Origin of the sequence: Massilia antarctica (assembly GCF_015689335.1) — a bacterium.
GTDB lineage: Bacteria > Pseudomonadota > Gammaproteobacteria > Burkholderiales > Burkholderiaceae_D > Telluria_A > Telluria_A antarctica.
Window position 1 is genome coordinate 2,288,427 of record NZ_CP065053.1, and the last position, 17,409, is coordinate 2,305,835.

20 protein-coding genes and 1 pseudogene are annotated in these 17,409 nt (G+C 58.2%); all 21 read left to right on the plus strand.

The genetic code is table 11. The features are described from left to right. The first annotated feature begins 22 nt into the window (after positions 1 to 22). Positions 23 to 241, plus strand: coding sequence for a translation initiation factor IF-1 (infA, locus tag IV454_RS10405; RefSeq protein WP_005663428.1), 219 nt, complete (start codon positions 23 to 25; stop codon positions 239 to 241). 37 nt (positions 242 to 278) lie between these two features. After that, positions 279 to 392, plus strand: coding sequence for a 50S ribosomal protein L36 (gene rpmJ, locus IV454_RS10410; protein WP_010394471.1), 114 nt, complete (start codon positions 279 to 281; stop codon positions 390 to 392). Positions 393 to 419: 27 nt separating this feature from the next. Continuing rightward, on the plus strand, positions 420 to 785 hold the full coding sequence (rpsM, locus tag IV454_RS10415) for a 30S ribosomal protein S13 (RefSeq protein WP_054265840.1): 366 nt from the start codon (positions 420 to 422) through the stop codon (positions 783 to 785). Between the two features lie 12 nt (positions 786 to 797). Then, a complete protein-coding gene (gene rpsK, locus IV454_RS10420; RefSeq protein WP_008444339.1) occupies positions 798 to 1,202 on the plus strand; it encodes a 30S ribosomal protein S11 in 405 nt (134 codons plus the stop codon). A 230-nt stretch (positions 1,203 to 1,432) separates the two neighbouring features. Then, positions 1,433 to 2,056: a 30S ribosomal protein S4 gene (rpsD, locus tag IV454_RS10425; protein ID WP_054265841.1), complete on the plus strand. Its 624-nt coding sequence runs from the start codon at positions 1,433 to 1,435 to the stop codon at positions 2,054 to 2,056. Between the two features lie 133 nt (positions 2,057 to 2,189). Further along, a complete protein-coding gene (locus IV454_RS10430; protein WP_054265842.1) occupies positions 2,190 to 3,167 on the plus strand; it encodes a DNA-directed RNA polymerase subunit alpha in 978 nt (325 codons plus the stop codon). Between the two features lie 110 nt (positions 3,168 to 3,277). Then, positions 3,278 to 3,673 (plus strand): 50S ribosomal protein L17, encoded by a 396-nt coding sequence (gene rplQ, locus IV454_RS10435; RefSeq protein WP_054265843.1) that lies wholly within the window; start codon positions 3,278 to 3,280, stop codon positions 3,671 to 3,673. A 215-nt stretch (positions 3,674 to 3,888) separates the two neighbouring features. Beyond that, complete coding sequence (tnpA, locus tag IV454_RS10440; RefSeq protein ID WP_146046867.1) at positions 3,889 to 4,182, plus strand: IS66 family insertion sequence element accessory protein TnpA; 294 nt, start codon at positions 3,889 to 3,891, stop codon at positions 4,180 to 4,182. Next, positions 4,182 to 4,523, plus strand: coding sequence for an IS66 family insertion sequence element accessory protein TnpB (gene tnpB, locus IV454_RS10445; RefSeq protein WP_206091393.1), 342 nt, complete (start codon positions 4,182 to 4,184; stop codon positions 4,521 to 4,523). Before tnpA ends, tnpB begins: the two co-directional genes overlap by 1 nt. A 54-nt stretch (positions 4,524 to 4,577) precedes the next feature. Further along, positions 4,578 to 6,119 carry an IS66 family transposase gene (gene tnpC / locus IV454_RS10450; protein WP_206091394.1) on the plus strand — a complete coding sequence of 514 codons (1,542 nt, stop codon included), beginning with the start codon at positions 4,578 to 4,580 and terminating at the stop codon, positions 6,117 to 6,119. Between the two features lie 872 nt (positions 6,120 to 6,991). Beyond that, positions 6,992 to 8,674, plus strand: a pseudogene (locus IV454_RS10455) (type VI secretion system Vgr family protein); the annotation flags it as partial. Then, positions 8,672 to 9,103 (plus strand): bacteriophage T4 gp5 trimerization domain-containing protein, encoded by a 432-nt coding sequence (locus IV454_RS33665; RefSeq protein WP_379674785.1) that lies wholly within the window; start codon positions 8,672 to 8,674, stop codon positions 9,101 to 9,103. The pseudogene IV454_RS10455 and the gene IV454_RS33665, both read left to right, overlap by 3 nt. Then, complete coding sequence (locus IV454_RS10460) at positions 9,103 to 9,633, plus strand: DUF6484 domain-containing protein (protein ID WP_229522174.1); 531 nt, start codon at positions 9,103 to 9,105, stop codon at positions 9,631 to 9,633. The genes IV454_RS33665 and IV454_RS10460 overlap by 1 nt, the downstream gene beginning before the upstream one ends. 14 nt (positions 9,634 to 9,647) lie before the next feature. Beyond that, entirely contained in the window at positions 9,648 to 10,775 is a 1,128-nt protein-coding gene (locus IV454_RS10465) for a DUF2169 family type VI secretion system accessory protein (RefSeq protein WP_206091395.1), read from the plus strand. 128 nt (positions 10,776 to 10,903) lie between these two features. Further along, positions 10,904 to 11,881, plus strand: coding sequence for a hypothetical protein (locus IV454_RS10470; RefSeq protein ID WP_206091396.1), 978 nt, complete (start codon positions 10,904 to 10,906; stop codon positions 11,879 to 11,881). 13 nt (positions 11,882 to 11,894) lie between these two features. Next, on the plus strand, positions 11,895 to 12,269 hold the full coding sequence (locus IV454_RS10475; RefSeq protein ID WP_229522176.1) for a DUF4150 domain-containing protein: 375 nt from the start codon (positions 11,895 to 11,897) through the stop codon (positions 12,267 to 12,269). 10 nt (positions 12,270 to 12,279) lie between these two features. After that, complete coding sequence (locus IV454_RS10480) at positions 12,280 to 13,533, plus strand: HNH/endonuclease VII fold toxin-2 domain-containing protein (protein ID WP_206091398.1); 1,254 nt, start codon at positions 12,280 to 12,282, stop codon at positions 13,531 to 13,533. A gap of 10 nt (positions 13,534 to 13,543) precedes the next feature. Next, a complete protein-coding gene (locus IV454_RS10485; protein WP_206091399.1) occupies positions 13,544 to 14,578 on the plus strand; it encodes a beta propeller repeat protein in 1,035 nt (344 codons plus the stop codon). Between the two features lie 69 nt (positions 14,579 to 14,647). Further along, a complete protein-coding gene (locus tag IV454_RS10490; protein ID WP_206091400.1) occupies positions 14,648 to 15,991 on the plus strand; it encodes a HEAT repeat domain-containing protein in 1,344 nt (447 codons plus the stop codon). Continuing rightward, positions 15,988 to 16,392: a YbbN family protein gene (locus IV454_RS10495; RefSeq protein ID WP_206091401.1), complete on the plus strand. Its 405-nt coding sequence runs from the start codon at positions 15,988 to 15,990 to the stop codon at positions 16,390 to 16,392. The genes IV454_RS10490 and IV454_RS10495 overlap by 4 nt, the downstream gene beginning before the upstream one ends. Before the next feature lie 91 nt (positions 16,393 to 16,483). Continuing rightward, a complete protein-coding gene (locus IV454_RS10500; protein WP_206091402.1) occupies positions 16,484 to 17,257 on the plus strand; it encodes an AP2/ERF family transcription factor in 774 nt (257 codons plus the stop codon). Positions 17,258 to 17,409 lie beyond the last annotated feature (152 nt).

Sequence of the window (17,409 nt, forward strand, 5' to 3'; positions counted from 1 at the left end):
GAACCAGGAGTGTACAGACCGAATGGCAAAAGACGACGTCATACAAATGCAGGGCGAGATTCTTGAGAATCTCCCTAATGCAACGTTTCGAGTAAAGCTGGAAAACGGGCACGTGGTGCTCGGACACATATCGGGTAAAATGCGGATGAACTACATCCGCATCCTGCCCGGCGACAAAGTCACGGTGGAGTTGACGCCGTACGACCTGAGCCGGGCCCGCATTGTGTTCCGGACCAAGTAAATTTAAGTAATCAATCCGAACATAAGAGAGTGCAAATATGAAAGTTCTCGCATCAGTCAAGCGGATCTGCCGCAACTGCAAGATCATCAAGCGCAAAGGCGTCGTCCGCGTAATCTGCGTGGAACCGCGTCACAAGCAGCGTCAAGGTTAATTTAACGTTATTTATTGAGGATAACGAATGGCACGTATTGCAGGGGTTAATATCCCCAATCATCAGCACACCGTCATTGGCCTGACCGCCATTTACGGTGTTGGCCGCCCGCGCGCACAGAAGATCTGCGCACAAACGGGTGTTGCGACCAATAAAAAGGTCAAGGACCTGGACGACAGCGAACTGGAAAAACTGCGTGATGCCGTCGGCACTTTCGTAGTCGAAGGCGATCTGCGTCGTGAACTGTCCATGAACATCAAGCGTTTGATGGATCTGGGCTGCTACCGCGGTATGCGTCACCGTAAGGGTCTGCCTTGCCGCGGCCAGCGTACACGCACCAATGCTCGTACTCGCAAGGGTCCGCGCAAGGCCGCACAATCGCTTAAGAAATAATAGGACAACACCATGGCTAAGCAACAAAGCAGCGCCGCAGCAGCACGCGTTCGCAAAAAAGTTAAAAAGAACGTCGCTGAAGGCATCGCACATGTCCACGCATCGTTCAACAACACCATCATCACGATCACCGATCGCCAGGGCAATGCCTTGTCGTGGGCGACGTCCGGCGGTGCTGGCTTCAAGGGTTCGCGTAAATCGACCCCGTTCGCAGCGCAGGTTGCGGCTGAAGCAGCAGGCAAGGTCGCTGTCGAATGCGGCGTGAAGAACCTCGAAGTGCGTATCAAGGGCCCAGGTCCTGGTCGTGAATCGGCTGTTCGCGCTTTGAACAACCTGGGTATCAAGATCACCGAAATCCAGGACGTGACGCCAGTGCCGCACAACGGCTGCCGTCCACCAAAGCGTCGTCGTATCTGATACGGCCCGCTGGCGACCGGAACGCAAGTTTCGGCCGTTCGTTGTAAATTAGTCGTTGATGATCGCCGGCGCAGTCCCCGAATAGGGTATACTGCCCGGCTGTTGTCGCCTGTCGCGATTTTTTCGCACGGGTTTATTGTCAGCCACCGTCTGGCGCGTTTGCGCACGGACTAGCGCCTGGCCAGCATCACAGGATGCCGCCGGGGCGTCATTATTCTAAAGGAAACATTGTGGCACGTTATATCGGACCTAAAGCAAAACTCTCCCGCCGTGAAGGTACGGACCTGTTCCTCAAGAGCGCACGTCGCTCGCTCGATTCGAAATGCAAACTGGACGTCAAACCAGGCCAGCACGGTGTCAAATCCGGTGCTCGTACCTCGGACTACGGTAACCAGCTGCGCGAAAAGCAAAAAGTCAAGCGCATGTACGGCGTCCTCGAGCGTCAGTTCCGCCGCTACTTCGCTGAAGCGAACCGTCGCAAGGGCAACACCGGCGAAGCGCTGCTGCGTTTGCTGGAAGCGCGTCTGGACAATGTCTGCTACCGCATGGGCTTCGGCTCGACCCGCGCCGAAGCGCGCCAGCTGGTCAGCCACAAAGCGTTCACCGTCAACGGTAACGTTGTGAACATCGCTTCGTACGCTGTCAAGACCGGCGACGTCATCGCTGTTCGCGAAAAGTCGAAAAAGCAAGTGCGTATCGTTGAAGCCCTGTCCCTGGCTGAACAAGTCGGTATGCCTAGCTGGGTTTCGGTTGACTCGAAGAAAATGGAAGGCACCTTCCGTTCGTTCCCAGAGCGTAACGAGATCGCCAACGACGTCAACGAATCGCTGATCGTCGAACTGTATTCGCGTTAATACTCGGCTCGATTGCGCGGCTTGTTGGCCGCGCAATGACCCGATTCCCCGCCCGCTCCCTGGAGTGGGCGTTTTCACTAATGCCATCAGCCTTATCGGTGTAATGAGCCGAGGGTATTGAAAAGGACATTTCATGCAAAACAGTCTGTTGAAGCCACGTATTATCGATGTAGAAGCCCTCGGTGCCGGTCACGCCAAAGTCGTGATGGAGCCGTTCGAGCGTGGCTATGGCCACACATTGGGTAATGCGTTGCGCCGCGTACTGCTGTCGTCGATGGTTGGCTACGCGCCCACCGAAGTGACGATCGCCGGCGTTGTCCATGAGTATTCGTCCCTGGACGGCGTGCAAGAAGACGTGGTCGACCTGTTGCTGAACCTGAAAGGCGTTGTGTTCAAAGTGCACAACCGCGATTCCGTCACCCTGACCTTGAAAAAGGAAGGCGAAGGCGCGATCCTGGCTTCGGACATCGACCTGCCGCATGACGTCGAACTGATCAATCCAGACCACGTGATTGCCCACCTGACCGCTGGCGGCAAGCTGGACATGCAGATCAAGGTCGAAAAAGGCCGCGGCTATGTGCCTGGTAACGTGCGTCGCCTGTCGGAAGACACCAACAAGACGATCGGCCGCATCATTCTGGACGCCTCGTTCTCGCCGGTGCGCCGCGTGTCGTACTTCGTTGAATCGGCCCGCGTCGAACAGCGTACCGACCTCGACAAGCTGGTGATCAACATCGAGACCAACGGCGTCATCACGCCGGAAGAAGCGATCCGTCAATCGGCCCGCGTGCTGGTCGATCAATTGAATGTGTTCGCGGCGCTGGAAGGCACCGAAGCGGCTGCCGAAGCTCCTTCGCGCGCACCGCTGGTCGATCCGATCCTGCTGCGTCCGGTCGACGACCTGGAACTGACCGTGCGTTCGGCCAACTGCCTGAAAGCAGAAAATATTTACTACATCGGCGACCTGATCCAGCGTTCGGAAAACGAACTGCTCAAGACGCCGAACCTGGGCCGCAAGTCCCTGAACGAAATCAAGGAAGTGCTGGCATCGCGCGGCTTGACCTTGGGCATGAAGCTCGAAAACTGGCCACCAGCCGGCCTCGAGAAGTAATCGCAGCACTGTCCGGGACAGGTGTTCCGGGCATTTATCACTCCATACAAACCGGCCCGCGCTGAGAGGCGATCGAAGAGCTGGATTTAAACAACTCGAAAGGAATTACCATGCGTCACCGTCACGGCCTTCGCAAGCTGAATCGTACTTCGTCCCACCGTCTGGCAATGCTGCGCAACATGACCGTTTCCCTGCTGCGTCATGAAGCCATCAAAACCACCGTGCCAAAAGCCAAGGAACTGCGCCGCGTAGTCGAGCCGATCCTGACGATGGGCAAGACCGACACCCTGGCCAACAAGCGTCTGGCATTCGCCCGCCTGCGCGACCGCGAAATGGTGTTGAAGCTGTTCGCCGAACTCGGCCCACGTTACGCAAACCGCAATGGCGGCTACCTGCGTATCCTGAAAATGGGTTTCCGCGTTGGCGACAATGCACCAATGTGCTACGTTGAACTGATGGACCGTCCAGAAGTCACCGAAGTTGAAGACGCACCAACCGCTGAGTAATCGGCGCGGTACGTAGAAAGAAGCCAGGCTCAGCCTGGCTTTTTTTTGCCTAGTGGCGCCCCTTGCGCCATGCGGGTATCGGTTGGGGTTGCGGCCGTTCGGTTAGCATGGCGCCTGACGCACATGCGCGCTGTAAGCGCCCAGCCCATCCACCTGTGATTTCTTGTTTGACGAGGTCACACTTGGCTCCTCGATAGATCAGGGGGAAGCTGGTGGTGAACAAAGAACGTGAACAGGTGTGGCAAGAGCGCATTGCGCTATGGCAAGCGAGCGGCACGTCGATGCGGGCCTACGCGATGGAAAACGGGTTTCCAGTGCGCCAGGTTGGGTATTGGGTGCGGCGGTTGACGAAATCGCAGACCGTGCCGGCGCTGTTGCCGGTGCGTGTCTTGCCTGCCGTTTCTTCGGCTGCGACCGCGATGAGCCTGCGCAGTGAGCGCGGTTGGACGCTGACCTTGCCAGGCGATGTAGCCGCTGCCTGGCTGGCCGAACTGATGCGCGAGTTGTAATGCAGATCGCCGCCGATGCGATCTGGCTGGCGACAGCTGCGGTGGATATGCGTACCGGGATCGACGGGCTGTCGTTGCACGTGCAGCAGGCACTGGGGCGCCCGCCATGCGACGGCACGGCCTATGTGTTTGCCAACCGCCGCCGTACGCGCCTGAAGCTCGTGTGCTGGGATGGTACCGGCGTCTGGATGTGCCTGCGCCGTCTGCACCGTGGCCAGTTCGTGTGGCCCCAACCTGGCGATTCGTGCTGGCAGATGAGCGCTGAGCAATGGCAATGGTTAGTGGCCGGCGTGGACTGGCAGCGCCTGTCGGCACCGGCGCCGGCGCAGTGGCGACTGTGAAACGTAAACTGTTTCGCTTGTAAACGGCAATCATGCTCGTTACACTACTGAGCCATGGAACTGCTCAACGAACTTGCCGATCTGGACATCGCTCCCGCCGCCCTGGCGAAGGTGCAAGCGTTGTTCGAGCAGCAGCAGGCCAAGCTGGCGCGGCAGGATGCGGTGCTTGCAGAGAACGACTTCAAGATCAAAGCGCTGACGTTCGAACTGGCCTATTACAAACGAGTACGGTTCGGCAAGGCCAGCGAAGCGCTGGTTGGCGAACAGCGCATGCTATTTGACGAAACTGTCGATATGGACCTCGCGGCCATTGACGAGGAACTCCAAAGTCAGGCGCCGACCAAGCGCGAGCGCAAGCGTGCTGGCCGTCAGCCACTGCCACCGCACCTGGAGCGCATCGAGCATCGTCATGAGCCCGAGTCGTGCCAGTGCGGGCAGTGTGGCGCCGACCTGGTCAAGATTGGCGAAGACGTCAGCGAGCAGCTTGACGTGGAGCCAGCGCGCTTCTTCGTGCACCGCCACGTTCGTCCGCAGTATGCGTGCCGGCCTTGCGAAACGGTGACGGCTGCGCCGATTCCATCGGCCGTCATTGATGGGGGCATGGCCGCAGTTGGCCTGTTGGCCTGGATCGCGGTGTGCAAATACCTGGACCACTTGCCGCTTTATCGGATCGAACAAATCGCTGCCCGCGATGGCGTGCCACTGGCGCGCTCTACGCTGGGCGAATGGATCGGGCGCATCGGCGTGGCTTTGCAGCCGCTAGCAGACCGGTTGGCCGAACTGCTCAGGGAACGAAGTTGCTTGCATGCTGACGAAACACCGGTGCGCCAACTCGATCCTGGCAGCGGCAAGACAAAGCATGCATATCTTTGGGCTTACCGCTCAAATGTGCTCGACAAAGGGCCGTCGATGGTCGTGTTCGACTACCAGACCAGCCGGGCTGGCGCGCATGCGCGCGCCTTCCTGCGGGATTGGCGTGGGCATCTGATGGTTGATGACTACATCGGCTATAAAGCGCTGCTTGCAGCGGGCCCGACCGAGCTCGCATGCCTTGCCCACATCCGGCGCAAGTTCTTTGACGTGCATGCCGCCAGCGGTATCCCCGTGGCCGAGGAGGCCCTGCGCCGCATTGCAAAGCTGTATGCCATCGAACAGCAGGCGGCGGACATGACGCCGGTGCAGCGGCTCGCGTTGCGCGAACAGCAGGCCGTCCCAGCACTTGCCGACCTGCATACTTGGCTGCTTGCTACCCAGCGCACTGTCGCTGCAGGCAGTGGTACCGCCAAAGCCATCGAGCATGCCCTCAAGCGCTGGCCAGCACTGCAGCGCTATGCCAGTTCGGGCAGTCTGCCAATAGACAACAACCCCGTCGAGAACGCGATACGTCCTATCGCCATCGGCAAAAAGAACTGGCTGTTCACCGGCTCAGAGCGGGCCGGTCGCCGCGCCGCCGCGATCCAAAGCCTGTTCGCCACCGCCAAGCTCAATGGCCTTGACCCTGCGCGCTGGCTCGCCCACACTCTCGAAAAACTTCCAACCTGCCCCAACAGCAAGATCGATTCGCTGCTACCGTTCCCGAACTCTACGCCGTCTTAAACGGCACCGGAAGGTGACTCGGCTGGCCGCTTACCGCCGATCGCCTCGGCCAGCCGTTTGAGCTGGAGTGAGACTCTCCCTTGTTAAATTTGCCGACATCGCGCCCGAGAGCGCGGGTTAGTCGACTTTAACGTACTTCGGGTCTGCATTCCCGAGCCTGAGGTACGCAAGGGCCCGAGCACAAGGCTATCTTCGAGCGTGAACGTCGTGCCGCCTGATGGGGCTAAGCAGCCCCCTTACGTCGGCCTAGGACGCGCTGTAACCCATTTTGCCGAGATGGGCGCTGCTGTGTTGGAGAACAAAAAATGGTGAACGGCTGCGGACGACTTCTTGACAGCCGTACGTATCTGTAGCGCCGCAGCGGGTACGGAAATGCGGATGGAGGGAGGTGGGGGGGAGGCAAAGGTCACCCTCCGGTCTACGTGTAGGCCAATCGGTATCGTGCTCAAAAAATTTTTCGGTGGCGAAAGTTTTTGAAGAGTCAGAAAGAGAAAAATATTGCCACAATACAATTTTCTGATCAGGACGGGGTGATTTGGCGGCTACCTTGAGGATCTTTGACGGTGCGCTCGGCTTTAAAAAGCCTGCGGAAAATACAACAAATATTGCATGTGAATAATGCGTTAATGATAACTGTGATAATATAGACCCCTTCGTGTGGCCCTGCCTGTGCAATAAACCACGACCCGTCCCCCAGTCAACTTGCGATATTGGAATAGAGCATGAGTAGAGCTTTGACCGTCTTACGTGACCTCGTTGGGGACCGTCAGCACAATCGCTTGTTGTGCTTGTCGTTTCCAAACCAAGACGCCCCTTCTGGTCAGTTGCTCATCAACAAGCTGGAAGCATTCGAGAGCTAATCAAAGCCCTTCGAGTTCCGCGTCGAACTGCTGTCTGACAATCCCGACATCCCGCTCAAGGATATGCAGGGAAAGATGCTGTGTGTACAGTTGGTTCGCCGCGATGGCACGCTGCGCTACTTCACCGGGATCGTCTTCAGCTTTTCCCTCAAAACGGCCGATGGCGGGGTGTCGTATTACGAAGCCTTGCTCGGTCCTTGGTACAAGTACCTGGCGATGCGGAAGGATAATTACCTCTTCCACTACACTACGATGTACCAGCAGACCGCCAGCATCTTCGGCGACTATGGCAGCCTGGCCGAGTGGGACTGGCGGGTGAGTGGCGCGACCGAGGTGCTTACGGACTGCTGCCAGTTTGACGAGAGTGACCGCAATTTTCTTGAGCGGCGCTGGGTCGGCAACGGTATCGTGTATTGGTTTGAACACTCGGAAAACGGCCACAAGCTGGTGCTGTCGGATGACACGACCAGCGTGGAGTCAATCGACGGCGATCCTTCGATCCGGTTCCAACGTCATGGCGGCGAGGCAGAGGAGGACGGCTTGGGCGAGTGGTCGCCTTCGCGGCAAATCATGCAGGGCGCAGTAGCGCTCGCATCTTTTGACTTCAAATCACCTACTCCTGTTCACACTTCGCTGCCGACAGTGAGTCAGCAGGGGAATGTACCGAGCATCGAATCGTACGAATACACCGGGGCATACGGCTTCACGGGTGGCGGGCGCTCCCTGGCACAGTTGCGGATGGAAGAATTCGAGGCCGCTGGCAAGCAGTTTGAAGGTTCCGGGAATAACCGCAGCGTCCTTCCGGGGCGCTGGTTCAGACTCGCCGACCACTTTGACGCCAGCGCGACCGGTAACGACGCCCAGGCGCGTGAGTTTCTGATTCTTGAAGTAGTTCACAGTGCGTCGAACAACTATCACGTCAAAAACACTGCCGAATCCCACTACCAAAATCGGCTGCGCGCGATCCGCAAGATCATTCCTTATCGAGCCGGGCGCGACCATAACAGCGTGGAGACCAAAATCCACGGCATCCAGACCGCGACCGTAGTAGGGCCGGCTGGCGAAGAGATTCACACGGATGAATTCGGGCGCGTGCGCGTGCAGTTTCATTGGGACCGGGCCGGCACAAACGACGAAAAAAGTTCGGCATGGCTTCGCGTGGCTACGCCGTGGGCCGGCGCTAACTTTGGTGTGACCGCGATTCCCCGAATCAACGGAGAAGTTCTTGTGCAATTCATAGACGGGAATCCAAACCGTCCGATCATCACCGGCATGGTGCCGAATGCGGACACGATGCCGCCGTGGACACTGCCGGCCAACAAGACGCAAAGTGGCATCCTCTCGCGTTCCACGCCGGGCGGTAGCTACGACAACGCCAATGCGCTGCGCTTTGAGGACAAAAAAGGTAGTGAGCAGCTCTGGCTGCATGCGGAAAAAGATCAACTGACCGAAGTTGAGCACGACGAGGACAAGTGGGTCGGCAACGACCGACGAAAAACTATCGATAGGGACGAGACCACGCTCGTCAAGCGCGACAGAACCGAGACGGTCAATCGTGACGAGACCATTACGGTGCATCATGATCGCACCGAGACTGTGGATAACAACGAGACCATTACGATCCATAACAACCGTGCTGAACGCGTGGATCACAACGAGAAAATCAGCATCGGCGACAACCGCTCTGAAGACGTGGGCAAGAACGAAACTATCGATATCGGCGGTAACCGCACGAAATCGGTCGTGAAGAACGAGAAGGATACTATCGGCAAGAGCTGGTCGATCAACGTGGCCAAGTTCAAAACCGAGACTATCGGCATGGCTTATATGCAGAACGTGGGCATGGGCCGCATGGAAAACGTGGGCTTGGGCTACAACTTGAATGTCGGTATGGTCATGGCAACCGTGGTTGGGGAAGATCAGATCACCAAGGTCGGCAAGAAAATTGCGACCACTGCTGGCGAAGAATTGTCGATCACGGTCGGCAAGGCGACCTTGGTCATGAAGGCGGATGGCACCATAACGTTTAATGGGCATACCTTCAGTGTGGGTACCACCGATGAACAAACCTTCAAGGCCGATGGCAACATCACCATGAAGGGCAAAAAAATCCAGGAAAACTAATGACCCAAGCCAAGACGAACGGGGCTGTCGCACCCATCGCTGATGCCCGAGACGAGGCCGTTGCCTCCGACCAGCTTCTACACGACGTGATGATCCTGACTCCGCAACTTCCCACGCGCGCCGACGGCATCGCCGTAGGTACCCTGGACGGCTTCGACATAAACGGGGGGGCGCTGGTCAGCATTCCGACCTTGGGTCTGAGCCGGATCCCGGCGCGCAGCATTAACCCGCTCGATGGAACTCAGGTGGGGCAGTCCTTAGCCCTCGGCTTCGAAGATTGCGATCCGCTGCGGCCGATCATCCTCGGCTTCATGCTGACAGCGCCCCAAGCCGGCGCGCCCGTGCCGGCCGAGGTGCTGCTCGATGGCGAACGGATCGCGTTGACAGCCGAACGCCAGATCGAATTGCGCTGCGGCGATGCGGCGCTGATCCTGAGCGCCGACGGCCGCATCGAGCTGCGCGGCACATACATCACCAGTTACGCCAGTGCCACGCAACGCATCTTGGGTGGCTCCGTCAACATCAATTAAACGCAGGGTTCAAGGTGGAAGTCATCCTCGGTTCAAAACATCTCGCGGTCGATATCAGTTGCGCGCTCGATGTCGGTGGTCGCGAGCATTTGGTGGTAGTCGCCAAGGGTACCTGGCAAATCCCCGTTGCCGGCCAGCGTCCCCGCCCGCTCCCGCCGCAGGCGGTGGAGCAAGCCGACGTGTTCGTCGGCGACCCTGCGGACAGCGCCATTCTGTACGGCGCCGACACGCCCCGTTTTAAGCCGCGCTGCGACGTGCTGTTCAATGCAAGCGCCCATGCGCCCGACGGCGTGCCGGTAAAAGAACTTGCGGTGGTGTGGCAGGTCGGGCCGTTGCGGAAGGGCTTGAAGGCGCATGGTAAGCGTCACTGGAAAAAGCGCCTTGGCTTGGTGTCGCTCTCCGACGCAGAACCGTTCCTGCGCATGCCGCTGCACTTCGGCATGGCATTTGGCGGCTCGCGCATCTATAAAAAAGGCTGGGGCGGAAATGCCCGCGTTCTGACTGAAGCTCAACTGGCCAATCCAGTCGGTATGGGCTGGTACGGCGCGCGCGCCGACGAGGATGTCGATGGTCAGCCGGCGCCCTGCCTGGAGGCGCTCGATGAGCCCGTGCGCAAGCCCGATGGCAAGCAAATGCCTGTGGCGTTTTCCGCGATCGCACGCCATTGGCAACCGCGTCCCGGCTTTGCCGGCACCTATGACGAACAGTGGCAGCGCGACGTTTTTCCTTTTATGCCGGAAGACTTCGACGAGCAGTTCAATCAGTGCGCGCCGGCCGACCAACAGATGGAGTATCCGACCGGCGGAGAACAGGTCATCCTGCGCAACATGATGGCTGGCCGCCCTGACGTGCGCTTCAAGCTGCCGCGGCTCGATAACGTCAGCATGCGCATCCTGCGCAACGACTATACCGGGGACGAATTGCTGGCGCCGGCCGATACATTGTATTTCGAGCCCGATGAGGAGCGCTTTAGCGTGGTCTGGCGCGCTAGCTTCCCAGTCATGCGCCGCATCCAGGAGTTCGCCACGGTCTCGGTGGGCCCGCTCAGCGCCGCATTCTGGGACCAGAAAGCCTTGGGCGACGGGTGCGCTGGCTGTGGTGGGGGTGCGGCGCAACCTGAGCAGCAAGCGGAGGGCGCATGAACGGACCATACCAAGCGCGCAGCGCGCAGCCTACGAGCCACGAGCGCAGCCTTCGCGTCCATGCGGCCGGGTTGTGCTGCTCGCTAGGCTACCATTTGCAGGCCGCTGTGCATGCTATGCGCGCCAACATGGACCACTTCCAGGCTAGCGGTTTTTTCACCCCGAGATCGGACCGGATTAACGTGGCATGTCTGCCCGATGCTCTATTCGGTACCGAGCGCCTCGCACGCTGGGTGGAGTTCGTCTTACGCGATTGCGCTTCCGGGATGACGGACCCAGCCTCCCTGTACTGTGCTCGCCGCACCGCCGTGATCGTACTTGCGCCGGGGCCGGCGCGCGCACATGCCGATCCTGCGGTCTACGGCGGCATCGTGCGCGACGTGCTCGAACGACTGCGCGACGAGCATGACGCCGGTGCGGCCCTCCAGCTTGGCGCCGATGCGCACCGCATCAATGTGCTGTCCCAAGACCGTACGGGCCTGGGAGAGGCGCTCCTGCACAGCGCGCGACAGCTGGGCGGTGAAGAAGCCGAGCAGGTCCTAGTGCTCGGAGTCGACAGCTACCTCAATGCGGGCGACATCAATGCCGCGCTGCGGGACGAACGTCTGTTCGTGCCGGGCAACAGTAACGGCTTTGTCCCGGGCGAGGCCGCCGCCGCTGTCGTGCTGCGCGCGGCTACCGTCGATGCACCTGGTTTGCACATCAAGGGCGTGGGCCAAGCACACGAACCCGGACGCCACGATGGCAGTGTCCCCTCGCGCGGCAAGGGCTTGACCGAAGCGATTCGCGCTGCGTGCAAGCAGGCCAAGCTCGAACCGACCGAGTTGGCGTTTCGCATCAGTGACCAGAACGGCGAACAGTTCTTTTCTAAGGACGCCGCCAATGCGATAACGCGTGTGACTTTCGGCGGTCAACGGCTCGCGCAACTGACCATCGCCGACAAGATCGGCGAAGTTGGCGCGGTAGCCGGTCTGGCGATGCTGGCTTGGCTGCTGTGTGACATGGCTGAGCCGGCACTCTCTCCGGGCCAGCTGGGCCTGCTGCATCTAGCAAACGATAACGGTGATCGCTGTGCGATCATCCTGCGCCACAATTTGGAAGGATGAGATGGAAACTCACGTGTACGCCAACGATAACGAAATTTGTTCCAAGGCTGCCGACGGAAAATCCGTGGTCAGTCCCGATCCTTGCTGGAGCCCACCGCCTCCGAGCGCCGGCCCAGTCGTAGTCCCCTACGTCAACACTGCCTTTGCCAAGGACTTAGCCAACGGATCGAGCACCGTTTTCATCTGCGGCACCCCTGTGGCGCTCCGCGACGTCTCCTACCTCGACAACAGCATCGGCAACGAACCGGCCACCCGCAATCTGGGCATGGGCGTCTCCAGCCATACCATCAAGGGCAAGGCGTATTTCACCGACTGGTCACCGGACGTCAAATTCGAGGGGCTCAATGTCTGCCGCCATACTGATCCAATGACGCACAACCATAGTTAAGAGGCGAAGCATGGCAAGTACGTCAAACACGCCGGCAATGTATTTCCTCGACACCCCGGACGCGAAAAAATTCTGCGCAAAAGACATAGACGACCTGAAAAAGCAGTGCGCACCTGACGACCGCAACAAGAAAAATCGCGGCAAGGGCAAGCCAAAGGCACGAACCCGTCATGGTGACAACGGCAAGGAAGGCAACTGGGTGATGGATCATTGCGGTCCCTTGCTCATGAAGCCCGGAGAGGACTTTGAGGACTGGATTAAGGATTTCAAAGACGTTGATGGGATGATGAGAAAGGTCGCGGCCGAGTTAAAAGACAAGGTGATCGGCAAGATCGAGGAGGAACTGCTTGAATATGGGGCCAAGGCGGTCGGCAAGATGGCCGTGCGGCGTGGGTTGACTGGATGGATTCCGGTGGTCGGCTGGATCATGACGGCGGTCGACGTGGCTGTAACGGCGGTCGATGTCGCCACCAAGGTGTCAGATATGAAAGACACCGTCAAGGGACTCAAGGATACGGTCGGGAGACTCACGGAGCAAGCTGGCAAGATAACCGATACGTACAAGAAATATGAAGACAAAATAAAAAATTTCCCCAATCTTTCCAAGGACGAGCAGGAGAAGGTTGCTCGCGACGTCATGGTGGACGTGCAGACGGCCTATGCGACGACCAATCACTGCTTGCGTGCACGCAAATGCATGCTGGTCCCGTATAGCAAAGGCGGTGTGGAAAAATGGGCCGGCAACGGTTGCTGCCCCGGCCAGACGGGTCATCACTTGATACCTGATGCGATGTTCCGTGACCCCAAAGGAAGCGAGGACATGAGGAAAAATTGGAAGAACAATCCCGCTAATTACAAGGACGGGAAACTGAAAACCCTGCAGCGCAGCAAATTGCCGAAAAAAGATTGTTGGGAAAAATATTCGGATGGGGCTGCGCCTACCATTTGTGCGGAGGGCGCCAATCAGCACTCCGGTTCGCACGGCGCGATTCACGACCTTACAGACGTTTCGCTGCGGACGTCAGGTTATGCGGGCAAGACCGATATGCCGTATGAGAAAGCGCGCGATCTTGCGATCAGTGGCGTCAGCAAATTGTACGGGTGCGATCCGCGATGTCTAAAAGCCCAGCTTGACGCGTATTATTGCGGCAAGGCCGCCAGCAAGACGCCGCCTTGTTCGGGCTGTGAAAAAGCAAGTGTGGTTCCTAACTCCGGCAAGGGTACTTCCCGAGATGGTGATATAGAAGTTAGCAACGAAGAATAAAGGAGTGCGAATGATTTTTGATAAAAATATGTGGTCTCATATCGGCAAGGGTTTTTTCGTCAAGGATTGCACGATTGGTTTTGAGGACGGTCGGCTCGGATTTTTGCTGGTAGAAGACGGTGATGCTGACCACCGCGACGAGGCGTGGGAAACGCGCCTGGTTGCGGTCAAGCTCGATTTACCCGTCGACAAGCGTTTCTTTGTGCGTGCTGGCGACAATATGGGCTCCTCGACGCTGTCTTCTGCCTGGGCGCCTGACCAGTCCGAGTTTGTTATGGTCGACATCTCCCGCAGCGTGTGGGGCTACAAGCCCAAGGAGTACAAGGGAAGCGAAGAGCCCATTCCCTTCGATCCGAAAGGGCATCATTACGATTCTGCCGTCGTTAAAGTGGCGCGGGTCGGTACCACGGTATATGCAATCGGATCCCCATTCCGCATTTTCCAACGCATCAAGGGTCAGCAATGGAAGGAAATGACAGGTGTTCCGATTCCGGCTGCGTTTGAGAGCGGTGATCTGGAAAAAATTATTGCAGCAGTGGCAGACTCGGTGTTTTACGATTTGGCGGGTTTTTCCGACCACGACATGTATGCGGTCGGCGACGCCGGCACGGTATGGCATTTCGACGGTAAGCGCTGGCAGCAGATTCCCTTTCCAACCAATGTACAGCTCAACACCGTAGCTTGCGGAGAGAACGGTGACGTTTACATTACCGATATCCGTGGCAATCTTTGGAAAGGCGGAGGCACCAAGTGGTCCTTGCTTTGCGAAATGGACCAAAGCCTGCCCTTCAAGGACTCCGCTTGGTTCAACGGACGTCTGTGGTGTGCCAATGATTACGGCATGTATGTCCTGGAGGGGAAAAAACTGGTCGCCGCGCACAGGGCGAAGATCGATCCGGTTCCCAACGAAGTTGCCCTGCACAGTCATCGTATCGATGTCTCGCCCGACGGCAAACAGATGCTGGTCTGCGGCGGTGACGGTGCGGCGCTGCACGACGGCAAAAAATGGACCCTGCTGTTCTCGGGCATGTCGCTGGTCGACTGATTCCGCGCGCGTCAAAGGGCTGTAGGGCGGTACTTGTACAACTTTTTTCGAATGTCTTTCCTGGCAATCATGAGCAATTCTTATTTTCAGTTTCCGGTGATCGGCCCACTGGTTACGCGGCACGCGGAAGATGCTGCGTTCTACTGGTCGCAACTGGACAGGACGGCGGCATCGCCGCAGGTCGGGTTCGAAAAGCTACAACACTTCAATCGTCTGCAAGACGCCCACTTGGCCGGTTTACGAATTGCCGGCGCGAGCGGTTGGCTTCCAGCACTGCATGCGCTGGAACGCTGGCGCAAGGCAGGTGAGGCATTTGTGTGTACTCTGCTTGCTATGGCCCCCGTCAATCACGCCCGGCTGGACAACATCCTCGCGGTTGTCCGCCAGCGTCCCGATGAACTGCTGCGCGGCCTTGTGTCGGCGTTAGTATGGGTGGGCGATCAATCCGACGAGGTCATCCGGATTTGGTCCGGTCCGAAGGCAGACCCGGTAGCTCAGGTCGCCGCACTGCGCGCGGTGGCTGTGCGTGGTCCGGCCGCTTTGGCCCATCTGGCAAGTCCCCTTGCCACTTACTTTTCGTCCTCTACACCCTACGTTCGCGCTGCGGCTTGCCGTGCAGCAGGCGCAGGCGACAAATCCGGAATTGCGTCACTATTGATAGCAGCATTGGAGGACGTTGACTTAGCAGTGCGGGCAGAGGCCGCAATTTCCTTGGCCACGTCCGGCGAATACGAACATGTATTGAGTGTCTTAAAAGCATGCGTGCTATTACAAGCCGGATTGTATGCTGCCGCCACAGGTTGGTACCGGATGCAGTCGGCGCGCCGTCTCCATCGCTGGACAACGAAACTCGCCTTATTGACCCCTCCGGGTGCATCCTCAGCCCACGACTTGCTTGCGCTTCTGCCCGCTCGCAGCGGCCTTACCTTTGCCATGGCCCATGGCGACCTGATCCATCTGCCATTCGTCGTCGAGCAAATGGCTAACCCCGAAGTTGATCGCTACGCTGGCTGGATATGGGAAACGCTGACCGGTATGGATCTGGCGACAGTGGGCTGGACAATGCCGGCGCTAGCGCCATCCACCCAAGACACCAGCGAAGCCACCCCCCAAACAAGACTGGACGCCGACAACGGTCTCGCGCGCCCGCTTCACGCTGCTGTCCACGCTCATTTAGCGTCGGGCCCCTACGTGCAGTTTTATGGGAAGCGAGTACTCTTCGGACGGGAGCTTGACCTCAAACATGCCCTCGATCTGCTCGAAAGCGCGCCTCAGCCAGTGAGGAGCCTTGCCGTTCAGGGGCTCAGCGGCGTCGAGTCAACGGTACGAATAAATGTGCGCGCACCAGCTCAAGAGCAGCGTAGTGCGATGAATGCATTGAATTATATGTTCTTTGGGAAGAGCGCCACATGAGCACGGCTTGTCTCAACCCGTGGAATGATGCCGCCGAGATCGCCGTCCGGATTGCACTTCCATCTGCGCGTCTCGTACTAATGCTGGGCGCGGAAGACTGGTGCGAAAAATGCCGCATATTTAGGCCGATTTTCGATGCAATAGCTATGCAACGGGCAAACCAGGGAGAGACTTGGATTTGGCTCGACCTGGAAGAGCACGGGGAATTTCTTGGTGACTACATTCCAGACGATTTGCCACTGCTCGTAGCATACAAGGGCGCGCAACTGACACATGCTGTGATTGCTGCCCAAGTTAGCGCGACGACGCTGGAGGAGCTGCTGGCGCAACCGTCTTACATTGAGCACAACGCTTTGCCCGACATCAGAAGACGACTGATGTCTGCAGACTGGGCGGTTTAATTCCGTGCGGTCGCAAGCCCGCGCGACTTTTCTAGATTGTAGATTACAGGTCGAAATTTTCTAATCAATTTTTATCGCGACTGATTACCCGATGACGAAGCCCTACGGAATCTCTCCCTATCGATACAGAAACACCGAAGGACAATGGACCCAACTCGGATGGAGGGTGACTATCCGGCGACGTGGATATATTGTCGACCGCCGACTCAATGCCGAACAATTTGGGGGGATGGACGCAGCGATGCGGGCTGCTATCGCTTTCCGCGATGAGGTCAACATAGAATGTGTTCCGCTATCCAAGCGCGAGGTTTGCGCCACAGTCCGCACCACAAACACGAGTGGAGTTCCAGGGGTAATTCGCACGCGCGACCGTGGTCAGGATTATTGGAAGGCGCGGCTCCTAACTTGTGACGGGGCCAACCGCACGAGACAATTTTCCATAAAAAAATATGGCGACGAAGCTGCCTTCGACCTTGCAGTTCAAGCACGCTCGCAGATGCTTGAAATGGTGCAGGGTTTCTACGTCCTTCATCCCGATATTAAGAACGAAACGCGGGTGGCTCCGATGGCAGAATGCCCGGTGATGCGTCGCCCGTGCAAGCTGGAGCCGGAGGCACATCCGTATGCGCGGGTGCCGGAGTGCGACGTGTCCGGCGTCGGGATCACGAATGTGAAGACAACGACCGCTGATGGGAAGACCTACACTACAAAATACTGGACGTCCACGGTCCGAGATCAAGCAGGGTTACCCAAGCGTAGATATTTTTCGGTAGCAAAATATGGCGAAGAAGAGGCAAAGCGACTGGCGATTGAGCATCACCTTCGTGCGGCTCCGATCACGACGGCTGCGGGCGACGGCTCCTAAGTCAGCGGGGTGGAGGGCCTGCCGGTCTACCAGCGCTGGGTGCATCATTTCTACTGAAGGTTGACATTGCTCCTGGTCGGCTAAGGACTCGCCACCTCCAATCGCCAAGCTACGGTCGAGCGCGCGGTTATTGCATCGACTATCACGCTGAT